Origin of the sequence: Flavobacterium plurextorum (assembly GCF_024638035.1) — a bacterium.
GTDB lineage: Bacteria > Bacteroidota > Bacteroidia > Flavobacteriales > Flavobacteriaceae > Flavobacterium > Flavobacterium plurextorum.
Map to the genome: position 1 here is coordinate 3,584,996 of NZ_CP100442.1, position 21,325 is coordinate 3,606,320.

The window sequence follows — 21,325 nt, forward strand, 5'->3', positions numbered from 1 at the left end:
CAGCAGTTAAAAGAAACATTTTTAAACAAATAAGGCGTTTAAGGACGTGCTGGCCAAACGCCATTAAGGGATATAATATAATTAATACCTATGTAAGGCTGCACAATAGAAATAGGTACACCAGAACCAGTAACGCCAACTGCTGTAGGATGCATAGTTGTATTAGTAGTGTCAATATATTCTTTATCAAGAGAAGATGTATTTGCAAGATATTTACCTGTTGGGACACTGGTATTTCCAGCTAAAGTGCTCGCATTTAATGAGTGTGTATGAGGAGGTAAATTAGAAACTAGTACGTAAGTATTTTCAACACCACCCTTTTCTCCTACAATTCTAGTAGTCAATCCAGGTCCTTGACCTTGTCCTACAGGAACTCTGCTTCTTAAATCGGGTAACCCAAAAGTGTTTACTCCATCGCCGCCATAAGTAGTCCCTAAAATTGCAAATAAAGCTTGGTTTTGTTGAATTGAGATTTCTTGTCCGTTACAAAGAGCCCAACCTTGTGGTGCATAATTACCTCCGAACATTATAATTTGTCCAAGGAACACTTCTATCTGCTGTGCTGAAGCTTTATTTGTGCTAAAAAACGCAGTAAATACAAATAATAAAATAAAGTAATTTTTTTTCATAAGTGATTGATTTAATTAAAATTGTTTTTGGAAATATTGTTTGGTTTATTTATTTAAAAATGTGCAATCATAGACTAATTGATAAACAAAAAATGATAGAAAAGTACTCTTGAGCTATATTTTCTATTAAATGTGTTTATGTTAATTGTATGACTTCTAGAAAATGGTTTGTATCTATTTACGATCAAATTCATTATCACTACTGGTTTGTGTAAATGATTATATAATAGCTTTTTACAATCGATTTGTATAACAAGATGATTCTTATAAAATTATAAAAATCAAATGAAATAACAACCTAAGTAAAGTTATTAATGCATTAAGAATTCCAGTGTTTTAATTTCAGACTAAATTATATGCAAGTTTAGTAATAAATAAACTAGTAATAGAGCGTATTTATACGTCTTTTTAGAACAAATTGAATTAAAGTGTGATATTTAATTGTATCGATTTAGCGGCGGTTTATTTTCTAAATTTACTACATTTTTATACTTACAATAATAGTATCGGCTATCAGAAAAATACTAGAATTTTTACTAACTTTAGACTTAGTAAATATTGATAAAAATAATCGTACAATTTATATTATGCATATAAAACTATTTTCGAAACAAACTAGAATAATTGAGAACCAATTTCCTTCTGTTATACTTAAAGGTATTGGGCAGATTATGCTTCAAGAATCGGTATATACTGGATTACTTTTTTTGATAGGGATATTTTATGGTTCATTAGAAATGGGAATTGCTGTTTTGCTTGCTTCTTGCTGCGGCACAATCACAGCAAGAGTTTTAAAATATGATAAAATAGAAATTGCCCAAGGAATTTATGGTTTTAACGCAGCTTTAGTCGGGGCTGGATTAGCTTTTTATTTCAAACCAGTTTTAGTATTATGGCTTGCGGTTGTAATTGGGAGTATACTGGCAGTTGTTATACAGCATTGGTTTAATCGTAAACGTATTCCCGTTTATACATTACCATTTATTGTGGTCTGCTGGTTTTTTATCTATATTCTTGAAAATGTTTTTTTAGCACCCAGAACAGTATCTTTAAATACCGTTATAGACAGTAAACCATATGCAGTATTTGCACTGCGGGGATTTGGACAGGTGATATTTCAGGAAAGTCTTTTTGCAGGAGTGGTGTTTTTTATTGGAGTTTTTGTAAGTTCTCCAATTCGTGCCGTTTACGGATTATTTGGAGGTCTTGCCGCAGGTTTTATAGCAGCATTCTACAATGCTTCAACGCAAGAAATTATGATGGGATTATTCAGTTACAACGCCGTTTTGTGCGCTATTGTTTTCGCAGGAAATCGGGTGATAAACATTGTTTGGACTTTTATTGCAGTTGTTTTATCTGTTTTTATAGGTTTTACTATGAATAACTATCAGTTTATACCACTTACTTTTCCTTTTGTTGCAGCAACCTGTATTGTTTTAATAATGCAAAAACTGCTTAGTAAATACTTCAGCTTTAAGACTTATCCATAAAACTATAAAAACATAAAATCTTAAGCATTTAATTTTTAGAAAAAAGTTGAGATGTAAAGAAAACAATTACGAGTTGATTTTTATAGATTTGTATAATCTGATTATTCCTAAGAAATCAATTGGAAAACAATTACAAAATCTAAAAATGATAAAATCGGTTACTTCAATATATTTATTTTTAACATTAGTATGCTCAAATGTTTACTCTCAATTGAGTTCAGATAAAATATTCGAAAGTTTTAAACAAGGTGAACGTACCAATTGTTCCTCAATTGCATTTATCAAAGCTTCTTTAAATGTTTATGGATTAGATAATCTTTTTGTTAGCGAAAAGATAAACGACAGTTTATATAAAATCACTTTAAAGAATAATGCATCGTTTAATTTGAATAGTGACGAAATTAACAAAGCCAAAATTTCTGCGGGTTTTGTCTATATAAAAGACAATTGCGAAAGTGAAAAAATCACAGATTATGCTATACTTACTTATGCTGTAATGGCAAAATACAAACAAATCATCGACAAAGATGCTGTATTTGATAAGGCATTAGAGGATTTAGAAGACGGTACCATTTATACTCCAACGATTTATAAGTATTTAGGATTTACGGTTGGCAAACAAATACAAAAATTAAAGCGACAATCTGGAAGCGAATTTTGCGGAGTTGTTGCATGGTCAAAAGCGCATGCCGTTTTTGTTTGTGAAGAGTTTATGGACTATTATGGCACTAGAAAAAGCATTTGGATAAAGTATCCAGGACGTTTTAGAATAATCAAAACGTAGAAGTAATGAAATTCTAAACATAAAAAAGAAATTAATAAGTTGTAATTTAAGTTAATTTATATATTTTTGTTTTTAAGAACAACACCCAAATCCTATTATTAAAATGAAGAGTAAGATTATTTTACTAAGTTTCCTTTTCTTCTTGACAACCGGCGCTGTATCAGCTCAGGCAAAAAACGCTCCAAGAAGTATTATCAGTACAACAGCTATCATCCGTAAATACCACGATCAAAAAGAATTGAGCGGTATGCAAAAAGGAGAACTTTTAGAATTGTACATTGAGCGTATTAAAGTTTTAGTAAAAACGCTTCCTTATATTGCTTTGGTAACTAAACCAGGTGTTACAATGGCAGATTTAGGTATTCCAGACGATGGAGATCATAAAAAAATACTTGATGGTCAAGCAGTAGGAACTACAAACTTCTTAGACACTACAGTAGAGTTTCAAAGAAAAATGATGCCATACTCAGATAAAGGAAATCTTATCGCGGCAATCTTGTTTTATGAAGGCACATTAAAATCATTACATGAGTTCAATGATTTGAACTAAATGTAATTCATTAAATAAAATTTAAAAGCTCCAAAGTCATTTGACTTTGGAGCTTTTTTTTATAAAAAAACAAATAAGCTCTTGTAAACTTGAGCGATAATAGTGATTCTGTTGTTGCGATTACTTTAATTGTTTTTTGCAATGCTGTCATTTACGTTTTCAAGCCAAGTAGTTAGTAATTTCTTTTGCGTGGAATCCAGTATCGCATCTCTATGAATTAAAGTATAAGAACTTAAAGGCATTTTATTATCCTTTACTTGCTTGATCATTCGGTTCAATTTAGTTTCTTGTTTTCTTTTCGAATAATTTCCCCATTCACTAAAATTTAAATCATCTTTTCCTTCAGAAATGTGACCGTCCATAAAAAAACGCATGGGCTGTATGTTTGAATACCAAGGATAACGTGTGTTATTACTATGGCAGTCGTAACAGGAAGTTTGTAAAATTGCTTTGACATTTTGAGGAACAGGATAGACTTTAGAAAAATGAATGGGTAAAACCTGCCCGTAATCGGAATTACGAGCAGGCTGATAAAATTGAATAAGTACAAGAACAATTGCACCAACGAAAATTATCTTTTTAATAAAAGGTTTCATTTTTTACAGCGTTTTCTTAATCGATCCGCAGCTGCTCATTTTTGAACCGTAATAGGGATTTTTTATTTCTTTAGTTTCACTAATCCATATTGCGCCTTTACCATCGTTTGTCATTGGACAAAAATCTTGATACAACTTTTGATCTGTACCAAATTCCTCTATTAAATCGTTTACATCTTTACTTAGTAACACAAAATGCTCTCTTTGGTGTTCTATATTTCCGTCATTATCACCAATATGTTCAGCATGTTCTTTGGCAACATCAGCAATATCATTATACTTGATTTTTAATTTCTCATCGATCGCTGCTGAATTGATATTATTAAATGCAGTAAGTAATTCTTTCCCTGCATTGGCGGCATTTTTTGAGTCGTCATTAACTAATGCATTTTTCAGATGCAGATAATTAGTTGTAATCTCATTTATAGAAAAATTAGATTTACCTGCAGCTTCCTTTGCATTTGATTGATTTTGATTTTCTTTTAGATCTGGCGTTACAGCTTCTTTGTTTTTTTGATTACATGAAACCATTACAAATGCTGTTGCTATAGTTGATAGAATTAGATTTTTCATTTTTTCTAAGTTTTAGGTTGTTATTTTACTATTTAACTTTACCTCAATACTTTAGATTAGTATTAAGGAGATTTAGTTTTATTCTCTTGGTTTGGCTTGCTTTATTTTTCAACTTGCGTAATAATGCTGCTAATAAAAGTATTATCGTCTTTCTTTTTTAAGAATAGATTTTGTGCATTTTTTTAAACAAGAACAAAATAGAATACTGTAGAAATACAATATTTTTGTAATTGATTAGGTTGAAAATAAATAGCAGTAAGCAGTTATGCTTTAGAATTGACACACTTATGGCTGTCAATAAAGAATTTAGCTTATTTTAGGTATAAGCCAAAGAGAGTGGAAACCAGCGGAAGTGAAGGTTTCTGAATTATAAAATTTTTCTTTTTCCGAATTAAAACGGAAAAAATTAGTGTCGAATTGTGATTCATTAAAAAAAGTAATCCCTCCATTACAAGCAAAAGTACAGCTACACATCGAGTGTTTGCATTTTCCGCTGCAGCCGTCATCATTTTTATCTTTCGAATGACTCATTTTAGCACAACAGTTTTTCTTCTCAGTTTTAGAAGTATTTTTTGTACAAGAATGAGTTACAGATGGTTTTTTACATGCAAAAGTTACCGTTGGCACTAAGAATAGGCCAAGAACAGCGATCAATATGATGTAAAATTTAGTCACAATAGATTTATAATAATTTTAAAGTTAAAGATATTATTTTATTTTTAAAAGAATAAATCTAAAAAACCGCTTTTATCTAAATAAACAGAAAGAGATATAAAGAATAGAAATGAAAAAGTGACATTTTGTTTTTTTATAAAATAAAGCAGTGTTTCTCTTAGTTCTATTTCTTATTGAATTAAGTTATAGATTATTTTCCTTTCAATAAATTAATACTCACCGTTGCGATATCTGCTTCTGGAAATCGCTTAAAAGTAGATTGGTCGGGAAACAATCCAGCTTCTGCTGCAATAGCATTAAAAACATCGATCTCAACAATATATTGATCCGAAAATCCATGCGTAGCATCATAAGCTGTGGCAGGAGTTTTTCCTAAATTGGCCGCTGCAAGTTCTGGATTTATAGTATGTAATTCAATTAAAAGTAAACCAAACTTGCGAACATATGGTGACCATTTTTGTAAATGTTCCAAGAGATTGTCTTCTACCAAATTGTTGCTGATTCTTTTTCCTCTAAAAGCAAATGCTCCAGTTGAAGTGCTGACTCTGTCTTTATTAATATGTTTCGGATCTTTCCAGATTCGGTTATGGTCCAGAAAAGTTCTCACATTCAATAAATCTTTTAAGTCAATATTATAATTTTCTCTTAAATCATCCGAAAGTAAATCAGGTCGTCCAATATCTCCCCAAATTACTTTTGCCCAAATATCGGCCTTTATCAAATTTGCTCTGGTAACTTTCAAAGCAGCTTGATTATAATCTGCTCCAACCAGAAATAAAGGATATTCATCCAGCATTTTTCCTCGTAAAGTCTGTCTTTCAATTACTTCAAAAATGTGTTGTAAAAAAGCACCGTTGCCGCAGCCCATATCCAAAATCCCTTTTGGCTGCTCATTAATCGGCAGATTAAAAAGGTTAATAATAATCTCATCAACAACTTTAAAATACGTATCGTGCGCACCGCCGCTTCCCCAAACATTCATTACGCGATCAACATGAATTTCATTTTCTCCATCGGCAGCCATTCGTAAAACATCAGGATTACCAAAAATTAATTCTTCAATTTTAGCAAACGTTGGCAAATATGAAACCGTAACGCCATAAGCACTGGCTCTTTTGGCAAAAAACAAACCTTCTTCAGTAAATTGATAATTGCCGTTTTTTTCTAAAAACCATCCAAGATGGACAAAGAAATCTAGTATTTTTTTGAAGTTTTCAGGCGATTTATGAAATTCTTCTGGTTTGAAGGAAGTTTCCATAAAATATTTATGAAACATCCCGTTCATTGCCAAACGAACTATTGTAGGACCAATCAAATGCCCTTCAATGTGTTTTAAAATCTGATCCTGAATGCTGTTTGTCAAGGAATCCTCAGACGGTTTAATTCCGTATTTTGTTTTATACTTTTCAAAAATAGTATTGAGTTTCTCAAACGGAACATCTTCAAAAAGACGAGGATGAAACTGAACAGACAACTGAAGTAAATCGACAACATCTTGATAGAGATAAAACAATGAAAAAGCTATTTCTGTTTTTTCGTTTACAGAAATTGTAATTTCCTGCTTATGATTATCAACCCCATAATTCAGAAATCCTTGAGAAGCCAAAATTCTCAAACCTACATTCAGATAGCCTTCATTTGCTTTAAAAACAGCAGCAAGCTCTGATAATTGAACTTGTTTTTTGTTTAAGATAAATTCTAAAACAGCATTGTTTTTAAGCGCTATTGCTACTGGAGCAACAGCTAAACCATCTAGATGTCTAAAGATAGAACTGCGAAGCTGTGATTTATCAGTCATAATAAAAGAATGAAAGTTTACTAAAAATAGTGATTTTTTTTAACTTAAACGTATATCAGCTTTACAGTTTCTAAAGACAGATATTTATCTTTAAAAACTGTATTTGCTGCATAAGAAGATAGTTTGTAAGATTAAAAAGTTACTTTACTTCTTCTATATCGGTCATTTTCCATGATTTATCAAAGAAAGCTTTATCTGGGCCATACAATCTGAAAAATACAAACCATCGACCATCTTTTCCTGTAGCAACCCAATTATTTTCCTGTCCTTTTGGAGCATTTGGTGAAAAGTAAATATCAACCGAACCGTCTTGATTTTTCTTTGTTTTGTTATTATAAGAATCTAAACTAATAACTGGAGCTTCTTTGATAAAACAAGCATTACTATAATCATAAACTGTAACTGACCAGTATTGTTTAGCAGGAACATTTGCAGGAACATGCAGTTTATAGGTTTTTCCGCCAGCAAGAGGAGCACCAGATTTATCGTTGTAAGATAAAATGTAAATAGTTGGAGCACTTTTGTCAGCCTTTTTTGGAGGTGCCCAAGCAACAAAGTTTGCCAAAGCTCGAGCATCATAATCTAACATGTTTGTATCCTGAAATGAAAATTCAGTTTTGAAATTAGTAGAAGTAGGTATTGACCAATGTGTATTTTCCCAAAAGTAAGGAACTAAAGTTTCGTCAAGCAGTATATTAATATAATCATTGGTTTCTTTAATAGCCGATTTAAAGATGGCAGTTGTTGCTTCATCAGGTTTAAACTCTTTTCCTTTTTCGATGCCAATAGAGCGAAGAATATTCATCATCGCCATATCGCGTGGAATTATCGTTTCTTCATTGACCATCTTAGCAAGTATAGTGTAAAAAGTTTCATCCATTTTTGGATAACCTTCCCATAATTTACCCGATACATCAATAAAACGCTGTTCTGGTGGACTTACAGTTTTTGATAACGGATATAAGCGGATTTTTTTAAGCAGTGCTATTGCAAGATCCTGATCTGCTTTTGAGTTGCTTTTTGGGATAGTTCGCAGTAACCAAAAACCTCCATAAGTATTTTGACGTACAGGAAAATATCCAGCCGGAATAGTACCGGTATAGTCTGGCGGAAGAATTAAGTATTTACCGCCTTTACCTTTGTCATCGCCGCCTCCGCCAACAATTGCCAAAGGTACATCCCACATATCACAAAGCTGTCCATAGATTCCTGCATCAACAGCTGCGGGAACTTCAAGTACAATTGGACCGTCTTTTTTTGTGCTGTAAGCACTATAAATATAATGTGTAGATGCATTTGGCGTGGTAGTTTGAAATTTCCAGTCTGCCGGTTTTGAGAAATATACGATATCATTATATTGAGCACCTAAATTAAGATAGCCTTGTCTAATCGCATCACTAGCCACGATTGGCATTCCCCAAAGTGCAGCTTCAACAGCACGAGAATGTTTCAGCTTTTCTTTTAAGTTACTTGGGTTTGAAGATTCTGAAGATTTGTTTTCTAGGTTATCAGCTGTTTTATCTGCGGAGTTTTGATTGCAGGAAAAAAGTGTAATAATCAGGATAGCACCAATAATAATTTTATTCATAATGTTATACTTTATTAGAAAGGGTTTTACATTAGTTTAAATATTTCTTGATTTTGCCAATAAATAGGTTTTTGGTAACACTAATATAAGAAAAACGCTAAACATAAAATATTAATTTATTAAAAATAAGATAGATACAAATTATTGGAATTAATGTGAAAATTTGAGTATAAGATTTATTTAATGCTGAGTTTTGATTTGAAATAAACATTTGATTATCAGTAAAAAGTGAAGTTTTACCATTCTTTTACAATGAAATAAATCCGTCAAAGCCAACTAAAACCTTGATTTAATAATTTTTCAAAAGAGCATTTAGAAGCCTAAAAAACCTTGTTTCATATTATAACTTGAAACAAGGTTTCAGGTTTTATTGCGGCTATTAAGTTTAATTTAGTGAATGTGAATTAAAGTATAAATTAGAATAGATGAAAATCTGATTTTTAATTGTAAATGAGGATGAAATCTTTATTCAGTTTGTATTAAGATGTACATTATTTCATTCCTAAAATTTAATACATAGATCTTATGAAAAAAAATCTTCTATTATTGTTTTCTATACTAGTCTTGTTTACTGCGTGTAAAAAACAAGATGGTTCAACGAGTTCTGAATCATCAGATTCTGCAACAGCTATTGCAGATAGTTCTGCAGCAAAAAAACTGCCTGCAGCACCAGTTCCTAATACTATTATGACCGAAGCTTTTGTGAAAAATCTTGCGGCCAATATTTACGGCTGGGGCTGGCCAATGGTTAATATTCATAATAGAGTAGAAACATTTAGATCATTACCAGGTGCAATTTATGCTGGAGGAGTACTTCCTTTAGCGCCGCCGAATCATTTGTGTATGCTGAATGATTATGTAGAGCCGCAAGAAAGAGCTGTGGCTTGTCCAAATCAAGATGTAGTTTACGGCTTGTCACCACTAGATCTTTCATTAGGACCAGTTGTAGTACAGGTGCCAGATTTTGGTGATCGTTTTTGGGTATATCAGGTTTGTGATCAACGTACTGATGGTTTTGCAAGTTTTGGTAAAATGTATGGTACAAAACCTGGTTTTTATCTTCTTGCTCACAAAGATTGGAACGGAAAAGTACCTGACGGAATTACGGCTGTTTTTAAATCTTCAACAAGTCGCGGGATTGTAATTCCTCGTGTATTTCAAACAGATGATCCAGCTGATAAAAAAGCAATTCAGCCGTTAATTAACCAAATTGCCATATATCCTCTCGAAGATTTTGATGGAAAAATGAAAATTACAGACTGGAAAAAAACAAAAGTAACTCCGCCAGATGCAGGTGGAGAAAAGGGGGAAACCAAATGGGTAAAACCAGAAACTTTCTTTGATCAATTGGCTGATATTTTAAAAGAAGTTCCACCAATGCCGGGAGAAGAAGCTTTTTATGCTCAGGCACACGCACTTTTAGATGCATTAAATAAAAATCCGAAACTGAAAGAAGCAGCAATAAATGCAGCAATCGATGCTGATAAAAATCTGGTTACACCATTATTTCAGTTTGCAAATGTTGGTTATCCAGTAAAATACAATTGGACAACACAGCGTAACGGAGCGCAATTTGGATATGATTATTTGACTCGACTTTCTTGTGCTAAAGCCAATATTTTTGTAAATAAACCAAATGAGACCAGATATTTTTATCAAGATCGTGATGAAAACGGAACACGATTAAGCGGTTCAAACAAATACACCGTAACATTTGCAAGTGGAGAACTTCCGCCTGTAAAAGGATTTTGGTCACTTACACTGTACAACGCTGAACATTTTTTTGCACCAAATGATCTTAAGAGATATTCATTGGGAACAAAAAATAAAAACCTGAAAAAGAATGCTGACGGTTCATTAACTATTTATGTTCAAAATACGCCGCCATCTGAAGACAAAATCAGCAATTGGCTTCCTGCACCAAAAGAAGTTTTCTCTTTGTATGTAAGATGTTATTGGCCTGAAGAAAAGGTTTTAAACGATAGTTGGAATCCGCCTGCAGTGGTTAAAGTGAAATAAATATAGAGATAAACCAAAATTTAATTAACTATGAAAAGAATAATTGTAACAGCAATCTTGTCAGTTTTATTTCTCATTGCTTGTAAAGAATCTTCAAAAGATAGTGCGGTAAACAGCAGTAATTCATCTGATAAAGCAGATGGAGAGATTGTTGGAGGTTATCCAACAGCTGAATCTTCTGAAAAGTTAAATGATGATTTATATTTTCAAAGAGCTACTCAAGTTTATTTATGGGCATTACCTGCTGTGAATATGTATGCGATGAAAGAAGGTTTAGGCAAAATATCCGGCGAAGGATATAATGTGATTTCTGTTTTTGAAAAAAGACTGAAACCAAAAACCGTAATTACAACACCAAATTCTGATGTAATTTATGCCTTAGGATTTGCTGATCTTAGTAAAACAGGACCTTTAGTTTTAGAAGTTCCACCAATGCTTCAGGGAATATTAGATGATTATTGGCACAGACCGCTTGCAGGTCCTGCAAAACCAGACGGAACTACTTATTTAGGTGATATTGGTCTTCCTGGACCTGATAAAGGAAAAGGAGGGAAGTATTTAGTAATTCCATCAGATTATAAAGGTGCTGTTGACGAAAAAAACTATTTCGTTTTTAGATGTAAAACAAATGGACTTTTTATTTTTCAACGTGGTTTCTTTAAATCTGTAGATGATCTGTCGCCGGGAGTAAAATCTGTTGAAGGAATAAAAATTTATCCTCTCAGCGGAGAACGAAAGCCGATGAATTTTAAACACGTTTCTGATATTGCTTCAAATGCGTTATTTGCGCACGATTTTAGTTATTTTGAAATGCTGGACAGATTTATACAAAGTGATAAAGTAGATGATATAGATCCTTATATGCACGGTATGCTTGAAGCTATCGGAATCAAAAAAGGGGAAGAGTTTAAACCTACAGAAAAACAAAAAGAATTGCTTGGTAAAGCTGCACAAACAGCATGGAAAATGGCTAAAAATGTTGCAGGAAATTATGATAAAGAAAAAGATGCACTTTGGTGGGCTGACAGAAAATGGATTGCTCATGCTAAAACCAAACAAGATGATTTTATGCGCACTTTACTGGACGAAGAATATCGTAACAGAATAACAAAACATACAGATGTAAATGCAAAAATACAAATGTATATTAACCATTATTCTATCAGTACTGGAATGATGTCTTCTATTCCTGGTTTAGGAGCGAAATATGGAAATGCTTATAAAGATAAAGACGGTAATTTTTTGATGGGAGATAATACCTATAAAATTACTTTCCCAGCAAATCCGCCGGCAGGTTTATTCTGGTCGTTGACTTTATATGATGCAGAAACTGCTTCTGGAGTTGATGCAAAAGATCAAGTATATCCGTCATTAAACTCTATGAACAAGCTTATTTACAATGCAGATAAATCGGTAACTTTTATTGTAGGACCTGATAAACCTTCTGGCGAAGCAAACTGGTTGAAAACAGTTCCAGGTAAAGGATGGTTTGCTTTATTCCGTTTTTACGGACCAAAACAAGAATTTTTTGATCGAAAATATAAACCGGGTGATTTTGAAAAAGTAAAATAAAAGCGCTTTTTGATAAATATTAAAAGTAAACACAAATACTATGAATTTTAAATCCAGTGCTTTAAGTATTTTATTTTTCTGTATTTGTTTTCCGATTTTCGGTCAGTCAAATGAGAGTGAAAAGACTTCTATTGAAGAAATGAGCAAAAAAAGACAAGATCCTGTAAGTGGTCTGCGCAGTGTTTTTTTGCAGGAAGTTTTACTGCCAATTGCTGATGGTACAGGAAGTTCTTTTTCGATACAACCTGTCTATCCTTTTAAATTGGCAAATAATCTAAAACTGATAACCTATACTATTATTCCTTTTCAAACTGTACCACCGCTTTTTGACGGTGGTACACATGAAGGGGGAATGGGAAATATTCTATTTAATGGATATTTTTCAAGCATTCAAAAAAAAGGTAAACTGAGTTGGGGTATTGGACCGGCATTGCAGATTCCAACAAGAACAAATCCAGCATTAGGAAGTAATCGCCTAAGTTTAGGACCAACAGCTTTATTATATATTGCTGGAGATAAGTTTTCGGGCGGAATCGTATTGCAAAATTATTGGTCTCTTGGCGGCGATGATGTAAATAAAGTAAATTCAGGAAGCATTCAGTATATTGCTTATTACAATTTTCCAAAAGGATGGTTTGTTGAAAGTAACGCTACAATAGTAGTTAATTGGCTGGCCTTAAGTGGTAATCAATGGTTGGTTCCTATTGGCGGCGGACCAGGAAAAACATTTAAAATAGGGGAGAAAAGTAAACTTTTTTACTCCGCTGCTGCTCAGGGTTTTTATAATGTAGAAAGACCAGATTTAATTGGAAATTGGCAGGCGATACTTCAGTTTCAGGTTATTTTTTAATTCAAACAGCACTTAGAATACTTTATATAATAGAATTAAAAAGAGACAATTATAATTTTTAATTGTTCGTAAAAACGCAGAGCCTCCAAAATCATTTGACTTTGGAGGCTCTATTTGTTTTTAGAAAAATCTGTAAAAATCTATTTATGGAGATTTTTACTAGTTATGTTACTAGAAAGCTTGTGTAAAACTAACCGTCAAACGTGTGCCATTTTCTTTTACATAATTCATATTGTTTGACTGCCATTGAGAGATAACAGAGTAATAATCTTTATTGAATAGGTTTTCAACACCTAAACGAATAGTACTTTTTTCTCTGAAAGTATAACTTGAAGAAAGATTAAAAGCGGTGAAAGATTTAATAGGCCCAGTTCCATAAGTATAAGCGCCATTTACAGGTTCAAAACGATCTCTTCCCGGTGTATTTATCATTTGTAAATAGATTGACCAAGCTTCTAAAGGTCTGATAACAGTAAATGCAGTAATTTTTGGCGGATTTATACGATCGCCTCCTAAATATACTTTTTTGTCTGTAAGCTCTCTTTTTCCTTCAGTAAATGAATAATTGGCTCCAATATCAACTTTAGAGTGCAGACGATATTTTGCTGACAACTCAAAACCATAAATTTTTTCAGGTGAGCGCGAAATCTGCGGATTACCATCAATGTATACGTATGAAGCTCCTAATTTTGAAGTACTGTAATACACCGCAGCATCATAAGAAAGATTAGCCCAAGCTCCTGAGAAACCAAATTCGTAATTGTTTGCCGTAACCGCTTTTATCGAAGTATTGTTTACGGTATTCTCTTTGGCAGCGCGTAATACTAAACCTAAATCTGCAACACTAAAACTTTGAGAGAAACTTACAAAAGGCTTAAATAACCTCCATTTGGTATAACGAAGTCCCGCATTAAACATAAGTGCATTAAAATCTAATTCACCGCCATTTACAGCAATTCCGCCGCCTACATAAGTACCGTTTACATAATTACGAATACCGATAGTAGTATAATCCGGTACATCGATATTTACATTTTCAAGTCTTAGACCTGTTTTTAAAACCAAGTTTGGTCCAAACATATTTTTAAGCTGGAAATAAGGAGCTATGTTATTCATCTTCATTTCTGGAATTACCAATCGCCCATCAGTAAGATGAGTATCAGTTATATCAGATAGAATATCTAAACCATAAGTTAAATTACCCGATATAAGAGAACTGAATTCATAAGGTGTATTTAGATTTAAACGAAAACCGAGTTTTTTACTTTGAGTAGCAGGCTGTCCGTTGTTTTCAAAAAAATCACTGTAATTAATTAACGTAAGATAATCTTGAAAATAAAGAGAAGCATTAACATCCGTTTTTCCAATGAAGTTTTTTCCAATATAACTTAAACTGGCATTATGGTTATACGGAGTTCCTTCAGGCTCTCCCGGGCGTTGTCCTTTTACACCAGTTGTAGGCGAATCAAAATTGCCATAAACACCAGCTTTAGCAACATAATCAGTATGCTGTGTACTCTCAAAGTAATTATACATTAATTCTAAACGATTGTTTGCATTAAAATCATAGCCGACTTTCGCAAAAGCATTCCAATTTTTAAGATCATTCATTCCGTATTCAGGTGAAAGTACACGTCCTTTTGAATCACGATAAAGACCAGTTTCCTCATAACGTCCGCTCACCACATAATCGAACTTTTTTATTTTTCCAGTAAATAACTGTGACACAAAGAAACCAGCAGTTTCAGCAGGTTTAACCAAAGAAAAAGCCGTTCCAACTTCTGTTGATCCGCTTATTGCTTTGTCTGGATTTGATTTTTTGGTAATATAATTTATCAAACCACCATCGGCACCATTACCATAAATAGCAGTTGCACCTTTGATAACTTCTACGCGATCTAGAACTGTAGGATCCAGAGATCGCATATCTTTCGCGCCATCTCTAAGCGGCGTAGATTGCGGAATTCCATCAATCATTACCAAAACACGTCGGCCGCGTAAAGTCTGACCCAAATTTTGAGTTCTATTAGTCGAAAAACCCAAACCTGGAACTGTTGCACCTAATATGTCGCTTAGATTTGAGCTTATACTTAATTGTTGTTGAATTTGTTTTTTAGATAACAATGTTACCGATGAAGGAACCTCATCCAGAATTTCAGCCTTTCTAGACGCAGAAACTACAATTTCTTGCAATTCATTATCAGCTTTCGACTTATCGTTTAAGATACTGTCTTGACTTTTAGTGGTTTTGTCTTTTTGGTTGTTTGTATTTGTTTTAGAAACTTGTTGTGCAGAAAGTGTACTGATCGAAAAGAACACTAGGAGTAGAGTAGAAAATTTTATCATTATTTATTTAGACTTAATTAAAACAAGTACAAATATATGAAATGTAATAAAATATAAGGCTTAATATCAGTACTGTTTCTTAGTAAATTAGTGTGATTGACAGAAAAACTTTTGAAAAACTACTTATTAGACAGATCTAATTTTATTACGGTATAGACTGTTTTTATTTTTTCTAAAACCTGCTCTCTTTTCTAAACGTTTTATTTAAGATATTTTCTAAGTTGGGGTTTTAATGTTAATATGTTAGTAAATAATGATTTATATCTGTTTTTTTAACAGAACAAAAAATAAAAATTTTCTACATTTGATAGGAATTGAATCTTTATTAATTTAAAAATATTTACGATGGAAAAAGCTATAAAACTAAAAGTCCGCAAGGAGTTGAATAGTCAACAACAGTTGAATAGAATTAAATTAAAAGGAAGTTTAATTACTAAGGGCTACACAGAAATTATACATATTCTGGATCAAGATGATGAGTTTCATATCAACTCTTTTGAAACTCCTGTTGAAACAAATATGGAGGTGCAGGAATTTATTAATGCATTTATAATTAAAGAGAATCTTGCAGATACAATATCACTTTTTAGATAAAGGATATTGATATAGAATGCATAAAAAAATCTCTAAATAGTTACTTGAAAAAGAAACCTATTTAGAGATCAAATTATAAAATACACTACAATCTAGAATTTGTAACTATATCCAAAACGTATTACTTGTGTTTCGTAATAATCTTTACTGCTATAGCTGAAACCTTCGCCTTTTATTTCTTTTTGTATATTTAATGTATTAAAAATATCTGTGGCATTCAAGAATACTTCGCCTTTACCTTTCTGAACCGTTTTTTTAATTCCTAGATCGACAGAGAATCTTGAACCAATTTTTCCCTGCGGAATAATATCGGGTGCGAGATAAACAGCAGAAACCTGACCTTTTAAGGTTTTGTTGAATTGTAAGGTATTATTCCATTTTAAATTTCCTGAAACCATTTGCTGACGTTCGCCGTTATAAATACTTGGAACTGGATATAAATTTGTAACTGTAAAAGCATCTATGGTATTTTGATACAGGTTTCCGTTGATATTAAACGAATACCAAGATGAAATTTCTTTCGAGTAAACGGCTTCAATTCCTACCGAACTGCTTTTATCTGCGTTTTGAAACACATTATAAATCAAATTACTTCCAGGAACAGTAGTTGCAATACGTGCAATCGTTCCGTTTATGATTCGATAATAAACAGCTGAAGTAAAATACCCTTTTTCCATTGTGTTTTTATATCCCACTTCAAAGGCGCTGGTAAATTGCGGACGCAAGGCAGGATTTCCAACTTTTATTATTTCGGCATCATCGTATTTTGGAAAAATACGAATATCGACCTCAGCGGGTCTGTCTACTCTTCGGTTATAGAAAGCTGTGATCTTGTTTTTATCATTGATTTTATATCCAAAACGTACATTCGGAAAAGGTTCTGTATAATTATATCCGTCACTTTTATAAGTTGGATGATCTGGATTAACATCATATTGCAGTTTTACATATTCCAGACGCAGTCCAAGTTCAGCTTCAATTTTATCTGTTTCAAAAATATAATTAGAATAAAGAGCAGGAATAATTTCTTTATAATTTGCCCATCCTCCCGCATTGGCGTCAATAGGTGAGTTCTGTCCGGGAAAGAACTGCATATTGGTTGGAATTTCGCGGTTTCTGAATTTAAAACCCGTTTCAAATCGGCCGTATTTTAAGGGTTTGATGTAATCAAGATTAATATCAATTACTTTTTCATCAGATAAAAGTTTAAAAGAATCTTGTCCGGTAAAATCAGGCATTGTATTGGTGAAAAAGTATTTTTCGTCTTCACGATGATACGTGTAATTTATCCCCGCATTTAATTTATGTCCGGGCTGACTGAACTTATGTTCGTAAGAAGCACTTGCCATAACAGTTGTTTTAAGTTCATCTTCTAGAAATGACCAAAGTCGAAGCCTTTGAGAATAATCCTGATTAAAAAATGGTTCATCTCCGTTGTCTATAATTTTTTCACTTCCAAAAAGACCAGAAAAAGAAAAACTATTGTGTTCATTATAGTTCCAATCTATTCCTGATTTAAGAGTTGTAAAATGAGTATCGCGATTTCTCACCGTTTGTTGGTTGATAATTGTACCATCGTCATAAGTTCGTGTTACAAATTCATTTTTATTAAGTGTTTCAGTATAGAGATAATCTGCCTGAATGTAGGCGTTTATTTTCTCTTTGTGATAATTCAAGGAAAGAGAGGGATTTATTTTTGGCGTCACTTGATACTGCGGACGAACAGTCGGCAAATTGGCTTTACGTTCCCAAAGTGCTCCATATCCCGAACTTATTCCTACTTTACCATTAAATCCTTCCTGTTTGTTTTTTTTATAAATGATATTGATAATACCTGCATTTCCATTGGCATCAAATTTTGCAGAAGGATTGTTTATAATCTCAATTCTTTCAATGGCTGATGCAGGAATATTATCAAGTCCGGACTGGTTTCCAAAACCTGTTAGAGCAGTTTGTTTTCCATCAATAAGCACCATTACTTTATCATTACCGCGCAATTGTACTTTTCCGTCATGTAATGTTACGCCGGGAAGGCTTTGCATAGATTGCAGGACAGAACCTCCGCTTTGCGTAATATTATCGGCTACAGCGAATACTTTTTTATCCATTTTACTGCTTATCTCAGAAGGTTTTGAGGTTACAATTACTTCAGATAAAGCATTGATATCTTCTTCGATATCGATCGTATTGAGATCTAGAAAATCAGATAGTGTGCCTACGAAAACTTTCTGAGATTTAATTTTGTAACCTACAGTAGTAATTTCGAGTATATAATTTCCTGTTGGTACTGCGGGAATATTAAAACGGCCTTCTTCATTTGTAACTGTACCTGCGATCATTTTTTGGTCTTTTGCAGTTTTTAAAACTACATTCACATAAGGAAGCGCCGTCTTTGATGTTTTATCTTTAATTAATCCTGAGATTGTAGCTGAGTTGTTTTGTGCCGTTACAGTGCAAATTTTCATTACAAGAAACGATAATATCAATATAAACTTTAATTTCATTTGTATGGTTTTAATCTGCTATGCTTTTAATATAAGTTCCTTGCTTGTCAAAAATCAAGTCAATAGAAGTCACTTGAGCCTCAAAAGTCACAGTGCCGTGAGCATCCGTAATAATAGCTGCTTCTTTGATCTCTTTATTTTTGTAGTTCTTTTGAATGTAAGCCACGGCTTTGGCAGGCAGTTTTTTTATGCTGATTTCTTCTTCAGTTTCTATTATACTGCCATTAGAATCTAAAAGCATGGCGTGCGCAGTTTTTTCAATAGTAAAATTGGCTTCGTAATTCCCTTTTTCCTTTTCCCATTTTACATTTGTTTGGTTGGGATAAGATTTAAAAAAGGACGTTTTTACAATGTTAGGAATATCTTTTTCTTTCATTTTTTGCGCTGTGGCAAAAAAAGAAAAAAGCAGTACTAAACAGGTTAGCATTGAGTTTTTCATATGTACTTTCTTTTAATTGATTAAAATGATAGTACAAAGATCAAATGCGAATCTGTAGGAAGTCTGAATTTTTAGAATTTGACGCTGAAAATATGCAGATTATTATTAAAAGTATAGTTTATTTTCCAGCCATTAAGTGTGGTGATTTTTTTGATAATCGCTAAACCAAGACCATTTCCTTGAGATGAAGGATTGCTTTTTGAAAAACGATTAAAAAGTTTTTCGTTTTTTAGAGCGCTGCTCTGACCAGTATTTGAAAATAGTAACTCATTCTCTAAAGTTCTAATGATAATTTGACCGTCTTTTTTATTGTGACGTATGGCATTTAGAAATAGATTATTAATTAATACTTCTGTAAGTGCAGGATTTCCGCTTATAGTTAAAGTAGAAGTAAACTCGGTTATAATGCTCAGGTTTTTAGCATTAGCCTGTTCTGTAAAAAAGTCTAGATGTTTTTTAATATAGTCATTAAGGATGATGGTATTTTTTTCGAGATAACTTTCGTTGTCTATTTTAGAGAGCAGTAATAAATTTTTATTAAGTCTGTTAAGTCTTGCTACATCTGTATTTAAAGATGAAACTAGTTTAGATTGTTCTTTATCAAGATTGAGCTGCGCAAGCGTATCAATTTTAGTTTGAAATAAAGCTAAAGGAGTTTGAAGCTCATGAGCGGCATTTTCAATAAATTCTCTCTGACTTTTATAAATGGCTGTGTTTTTTTCGATAAGTCGATCTAAACTTTTATTAAGACGATCAAATTCATCGATATCAGTAGGGATAAAATGCGGTGGTTTATTTTTATCTATTTCAAAACTCTCAATCTGATTTAATGTATTATAAAAAGGATGCCAAATTTTTGCGGCTGTCATTTTTGAAATCCATATAATACCGCACAAAAGCATAATAATGATAAAAAGGAATATCAGAGCAATACTAAAAAACATTTCTTCCATTTCCAGGACATTCATTCTCTCTGTGTAGGTGTACTTTTTTCCATTTATAGTAACGGGAGCATAGAGCACTCGAAAAGGTTCTTTCTCCTTTGCTACAGAATCATACAGCATTTTTCCAACTATAGAATCCTTTTTTACCCCCATATCAGGTACAATCATAACTTCATGATTGTATTTGTTCCATAAATCAATATCGTTTTGAGTAAAATCTTCATGGATTTCGTTTATAAACGCACCTTTATGAAAATGCAGCACCTCATCGGTTTCATAAATATAAAGATATTGGCTTATGAAATAAAATAAGGGAGCAGCTATCAATAAAATGACGATAGAGTAGGCTAGAAAGCTGTTAGTTGTTTTGTTAAGTAGTTTTTTATTATTCATTTTCCCATTTATATCCAAGACCATAAACTGTTTTAATGTAATCGCCGCTTCCTGCTTGAGAGAGTTTTTTCTTTAGGTTTTTGATGTGTGCATAAATAAAATCATGATTATCCAGCATATCAGCCATGTCTCCAGAAAGATGTTCTGCAATAGCCGATTTGGATAATACTTTATTTTCATTCCCAATTAAAAAAAGAAGTAAATCCAGTTCTTTCTTGGTCAGATCTAATTTTGTGTTATTTACAGCTACAGATTTAGACAATATATCAATAACAATCTCATTGAAAGTTATACTATTATTTCCTTTAAAGTTTTTACGGCGTATAAGAGCCTGCATTCGAACAAGAAGTTCTGATAAATGAAAAGGTTTTGTTAGAAAATCATCTGCGCCAAGATTAAAACCTTCCAAACGTGTTTCAAGGGTTTCTTTGGCCGAAATTACAATTACACCATCAGTTTTGTTTTTGCGTTTTAATTCCCTTAATATGTCAAATCCGTCACCATCTGGAAGCATTAAATCTAGAAGTATGCAGTCGTAATCGTAAGAATCAATTTTGTTAAGCGCCAAATCATAGTTTTCGGCCATTTCGCATTGAATACCGTTGGTTTTAAAATAATTCTTGATGCTTTGAGCAATTTCCAGCTCATCTTCTATAATTAAAATTTTCATGCGACAAGTTTATGCTTAAATTTTGAAGAAAAGTTGAATATTATAAGAATCGGTGTTGTTTTTATGAAAATCTAAGGTAATGTTTTTAGATTAAATAGAAGCAAAAACCTAGTCTGTCAATCCGTTTCATGTAATTACAGGAAGTTTTTTTTTAAATTTTTATAAGCTGAAAATATAGAAATTTGGAAGAGGATAAATACTAAAAAATAGTATTCTGTTTGGATTATGTGATTTGTGATTTGCTGTATTTGTTTAATTAATAAAATAATTAGTGATAACTTGATTATCTTTTACTTAGCATTTACTAGCTT

At 32.6% G+C, this 21,325-nt stretch carries 17 protein-coding genes; 7 read left to right on the plus strand and 10 right to left on the minus strand.

Features of this window, described 5'->3' with window-relative positions:
* Positions 1–38 precede the first annotated feature (38 nt).
* Positions 39–629: a phage tail protein gene (locus tag NLG42_RS15925; RefSeq protein ID WP_257681538.1), complete on the minus strand. Its 591-nt coding sequence runs from the start codon at positions 627–629 to the stop codon at positions 39–41.
* 587 nt (positions 630–1,216) lie between these two features.
* Between NLG42_RS15925 and NLG42_RS15930 the strand changes: the two genes are divergently transcribed.
* The 3 genes from NLG42_RS15930 (at position 1,217) to NLG42_RS15940 (ending at position 3,453) form a co-directional block, all read left to right on the plus strand.
* Positions 1,217–2,119, plus strand: a complete 903-nt coding sequence (locus NLG42_RS15930) for an urea transporter (RefSeq protein WP_257681539.1) — start codon at positions 1,217–1,219, stop codon at positions 2,117–2,119.
* A 46-nt stretch (positions 2,120–2,165) separates the two neighbouring features.
* Positions 2,166–2,903 (plus strand): hypothetical protein, encoded by a 738-nt coding sequence (locus tag NLG42_RS15935; RefSeq protein WP_257681540.1) that lies wholly within the window; start codon positions 2,166–2,168, stop codon positions 2,901–2,903.
* A gap of 103 nt (positions 2,904–3,006) precedes the next feature.
* Positions 3,007–3,453, plus strand: a complete 447-nt coding sequence (locus NLG42_RS15940) for a hypothetical protein (RefSeq protein WP_089057903.1) — start codon at positions 3,007–3,009, stop codon at positions 3,451–3,453.
* Between the two features lie 125 nt (positions 3,454–3,578).
* Here NLG42_RS15940 and NLG42_RS15945 read toward each other — a convergent pair whose 3' ends face one another.
* From NLG42_RS15945 to NLG42_RS15960, 4 genes are all read right to left on the minus strand, one after another.
* The gene (locus tag NLG42_RS15945; RefSeq protein WP_257681541.1) at positions 3,579–4,049 is read right to left on the minus strand and encodes a heme-binding domain-containing protein; all 471 of its coding nucleotides are present in this window, start codon (positions 4,047–4,049) and stop codon (positions 3,579–3,581) included.
* 3 nt (positions 4,050–4,052) lie between these two features.
* Positions 4,053–4,622, minus strand: coding sequence for a DUF3347 domain-containing protein (locus NLG42_RS15950; RefSeq protein WP_257681542.1), 570 nt, complete (start codon positions 4,620–4,622; stop codon positions 4,053–4,055).
* An 865-nt stretch (positions 4,623–5,487) separates the two neighbouring features.
* Positions 5,488–7,095: a class I SAM-dependent methyltransferase gene (locus NLG42_RS15955; RefSeq protein ID WP_257681543.1), complete on the minus strand. Its 1,608-nt coding sequence runs from the start codon at positions 7,093–7,095 to the stop codon at positions 5,488–5,490.
* A 139-nt stretch (positions 7,096–7,234) separates the two neighbouring features.
* Positions 7,235–8,683: a DUF1254 domain-containing protein gene (locus NLG42_RS15960; protein WP_257681544.1), complete on the minus strand. Its 1,449-nt coding sequence runs from the start codon at positions 8,681–8,683 to the stop codon at positions 7,235–7,237.
* Between the two features lie 525 nt (positions 8,684–9,208).
* Here NLG42_RS15960 and NLG42_RS15965 point away from each other — a divergent pair.
* The 3 genes from NLG42_RS15965 to NLG42_RS15975 are packed head-to-tail and all read left to right on the plus strand — an operon-like array spanning position 9,209 to position 13,124.
* A complete protein-coding gene (locus NLG42_RS15965; protein WP_257681545.1) occupies positions 9,209–10,702 on the plus strand; it encodes a DUF1254 domain-containing protein in 1,494 nt (497 codons plus the stop codon).
* A gap of 30 nt (positions 10,703–10,732) precedes the next feature.
* Complete coding sequence (locus tag NLG42_RS15970) at positions 10,733–12,274, plus strand: DUF1254 domain-containing protein (RefSeq protein WP_257681546.1); 1,542 nt, start codon at positions 10,733–10,735, stop codon at positions 12,272–12,274.
* Positions 12,275–12,314: 40 nt separating this feature from the next.
* Positions 12,315–13,124 carry a hypothetical protein gene (locus NLG42_RS15975; protein ID WP_257681547.1) on the plus strand — a complete coding sequence of 270 codons (810 nt, stop codon included), beginning with the start codon at positions 12,315–12,317 and terminating at the stop codon, positions 13,122–13,124.
* Between the two features lie 171 nt (positions 13,125–13,295).
* On the opposite strand, the gene NLG42_RS15980 is transcribed toward NLG42_RS15975, so the two are convergent.
* Positions 13,296–15,470, minus strand: coding sequence for a TonB-dependent receptor (locus tag NLG42_RS15980; protein WP_257681548.1), 2,175 nt, complete (start codon positions 15,468–15,470; stop codon positions 13,296–13,298).
* Between the two features lie 345 nt (positions 15,471–15,815).
* On the opposite strand from NLG42_RS15980, the gene NLG42_RS15985 reads away from it, so the two are divergent.
* Positions 15,816–16,064 carry a hypothetical protein gene (locus NLG42_RS15985; protein WP_257681549.1) on the plus strand — a complete coding sequence of 83 codons (249 nt, stop codon included), beginning with the start codon at positions 15,816–15,818 and terminating at the stop codon, positions 16,062–16,064.
* Between the two features lie 92 nt (positions 16,065–16,156).
* Here the strand turns inward: NLG42_RS15985 and NLG42_RS15990 are convergent, their stop codons facing one another.
* From NLG42_RS15990 to NLG42_RS16005, 4 genes are all read right to left on the minus strand, one after another.
* Positions 16,157–18,568, minus strand: a complete 2,412-nt coding sequence (locus tag NLG42_RS15990) for a TonB-dependent receptor (protein WP_257681550.1) — start codon at positions 18,566–18,568, stop codon at positions 16,157–16,159.
* Positions 18,569–18,578: 10 nt separating this feature from the next.
* Positions 18,579–18,944 carry a PepSY-like domain-containing protein gene (locus NLG42_RS15995; protein WP_257681551.1) on the minus strand — a complete coding sequence of 122 codons (366 nt, stop codon included), beginning with the start codon at positions 18,942–18,944 and terminating at the stop codon, positions 18,579–18,581.
* Positions 18,945–19,078: 134 nt separating this feature from the next.
* Positions 19,079–20,344 (minus strand): sensor histidine kinase, encoded by a 1,266-nt coding sequence (locus NLG42_RS16000; RefSeq protein ID WP_257681552.1) that lies wholly within the window; start codon positions 20,342–20,344, stop codon positions 19,079–19,081.
* Positions 20,337–21,014: a response regulator transcription factor gene (locus tag NLG42_RS16005; protein ID WP_257681553.1), complete on the minus strand. Its 678-nt coding sequence runs from the start codon at positions 21,012–21,014 to the stop codon at positions 20,337–20,339. Before NLG42_RS16005 ends, NLG42_RS16000 begins: the two co-directional genes overlap by 8 nt.
* Between the last annotated feature and the right edge of the window lie 311 nt (positions 21,015–21,325).

What these genes read in the sequence shown, in the direction of transcription:
- NLG42_RS15925 (WP_257681538.1), bottom strand. Translation starts at nt 629, where the DNA reads ATGAAAAAAAATTACTTTATTTTATTATTTGTATTTACTGCGTTTTTT.
- NLG42_RS15930 (WP_257681539.1), top strand. Translation starts at nt 1,217, where the DNA reads ATGCATATAAAACTATTTTCGAAACAAACTAGAATAATTGAGAACCAA.
- NLG42_RS15940 (WP_089057903.1), top strand. Translation starts at nt 3,007, where the DNA reads ATGAAGAGTAAGATTATTTTACTAAGTTTCCTTTTCTTCTTGACAACC.
- NLG42_RS15945 (WP_257681541.1), bottom strand. Translation starts at nt 4,049, where the DNA reads ATGAAACCTTTTATTAAAAAGATAATTTTCGTTGGTGCAATTGTTCTT.
- NLG42_RS15950 (WP_257681542.1), bottom strand. Translation starts at nt 4,622, where the DNA reads ATGAAAAATCTAATTCTATCAACTATAGCAACAGCATTTGTAATGGTT.
- NLG42_RS15955 (WP_257681543.1), bottom strand. Translation starts at nt 7,095, where the DNA reads ATGACTGATAAATCACAGCTTCGCAGTTCTATCTTTAGACATCTAGAT.
- NLG42_RS15960 (WP_257681544.1), bottom strand. Translation starts at nt 8,683, where the DNA reads ATGAATAAAATTATTATTGGTGCTATCCTGATTATTACACTTTTTTCC.
- NLG42_RS15965 (WP_257681545.1), top strand. Translation starts at nt 9,209, where the DNA reads ATGAAAAAAAATCTTCTATTATTGTTTTCTATACTAGTCTTGTTTACT.
- NLG42_RS15970 (WP_257681546.1), top strand. Translation starts at nt 10,733, where the DNA reads ATGAAAAGAATAATTGTAACAGCAATCTTGTCAGTTTTATTTCTCATT.
- NLG42_RS15975 (WP_257681547.1), top strand. Translation starts at nt 12,315, where the DNA reads ATGAATTTTAAATCCAGTGCTTTAAGTATTTTATTTTTCTGTATTTGT.
- NLG42_RS15980 (WP_257681548.1), bottom strand. Translation starts at nt 15,470, where the DNA reads ATGATAAAATTTTCTACTCTACTCCTAGTGTTCTTTTCGATCAGTACA.
- NLG42_RS15985 (WP_257681549.1), top strand. Translation starts at nt 15,816, where the DNA reads ATGGAAAAAGCTATAAAACTAAAAGTCCGCAAGGAGTTGAATAGTCAA.
- NLG42_RS15990 (WP_257681550.1), bottom strand. Translation starts at nt 18,568, where the DNA reads ATGAAATTAAAGTTTATATTGATATTATCGTTTCTTGTAATGAAAATT.
- NLG42_RS15995 (WP_257681551.1), bottom strand. Translation starts at nt 18,944, where the DNA reads ATGAAAGAAAAAGATATTCCTAACATTGTAAAAACGTCCTTTTTTAAA.
- NLG42_RS16000 (WP_257681552.1), bottom strand. Translation starts at nt 20,344, where the DNA reads ATGAATAATAAAAAACTACTTAACAAAACAACTAACAGCTTTCTAGCC.
- NLG42_RS16005 (WP_257681553.1), bottom strand. Translation starts at nt 21,014, where the DNA reads ATGAAAATTTTAATTATAGAAGATGAGCTGGAAATTGCTCAAAGCATC.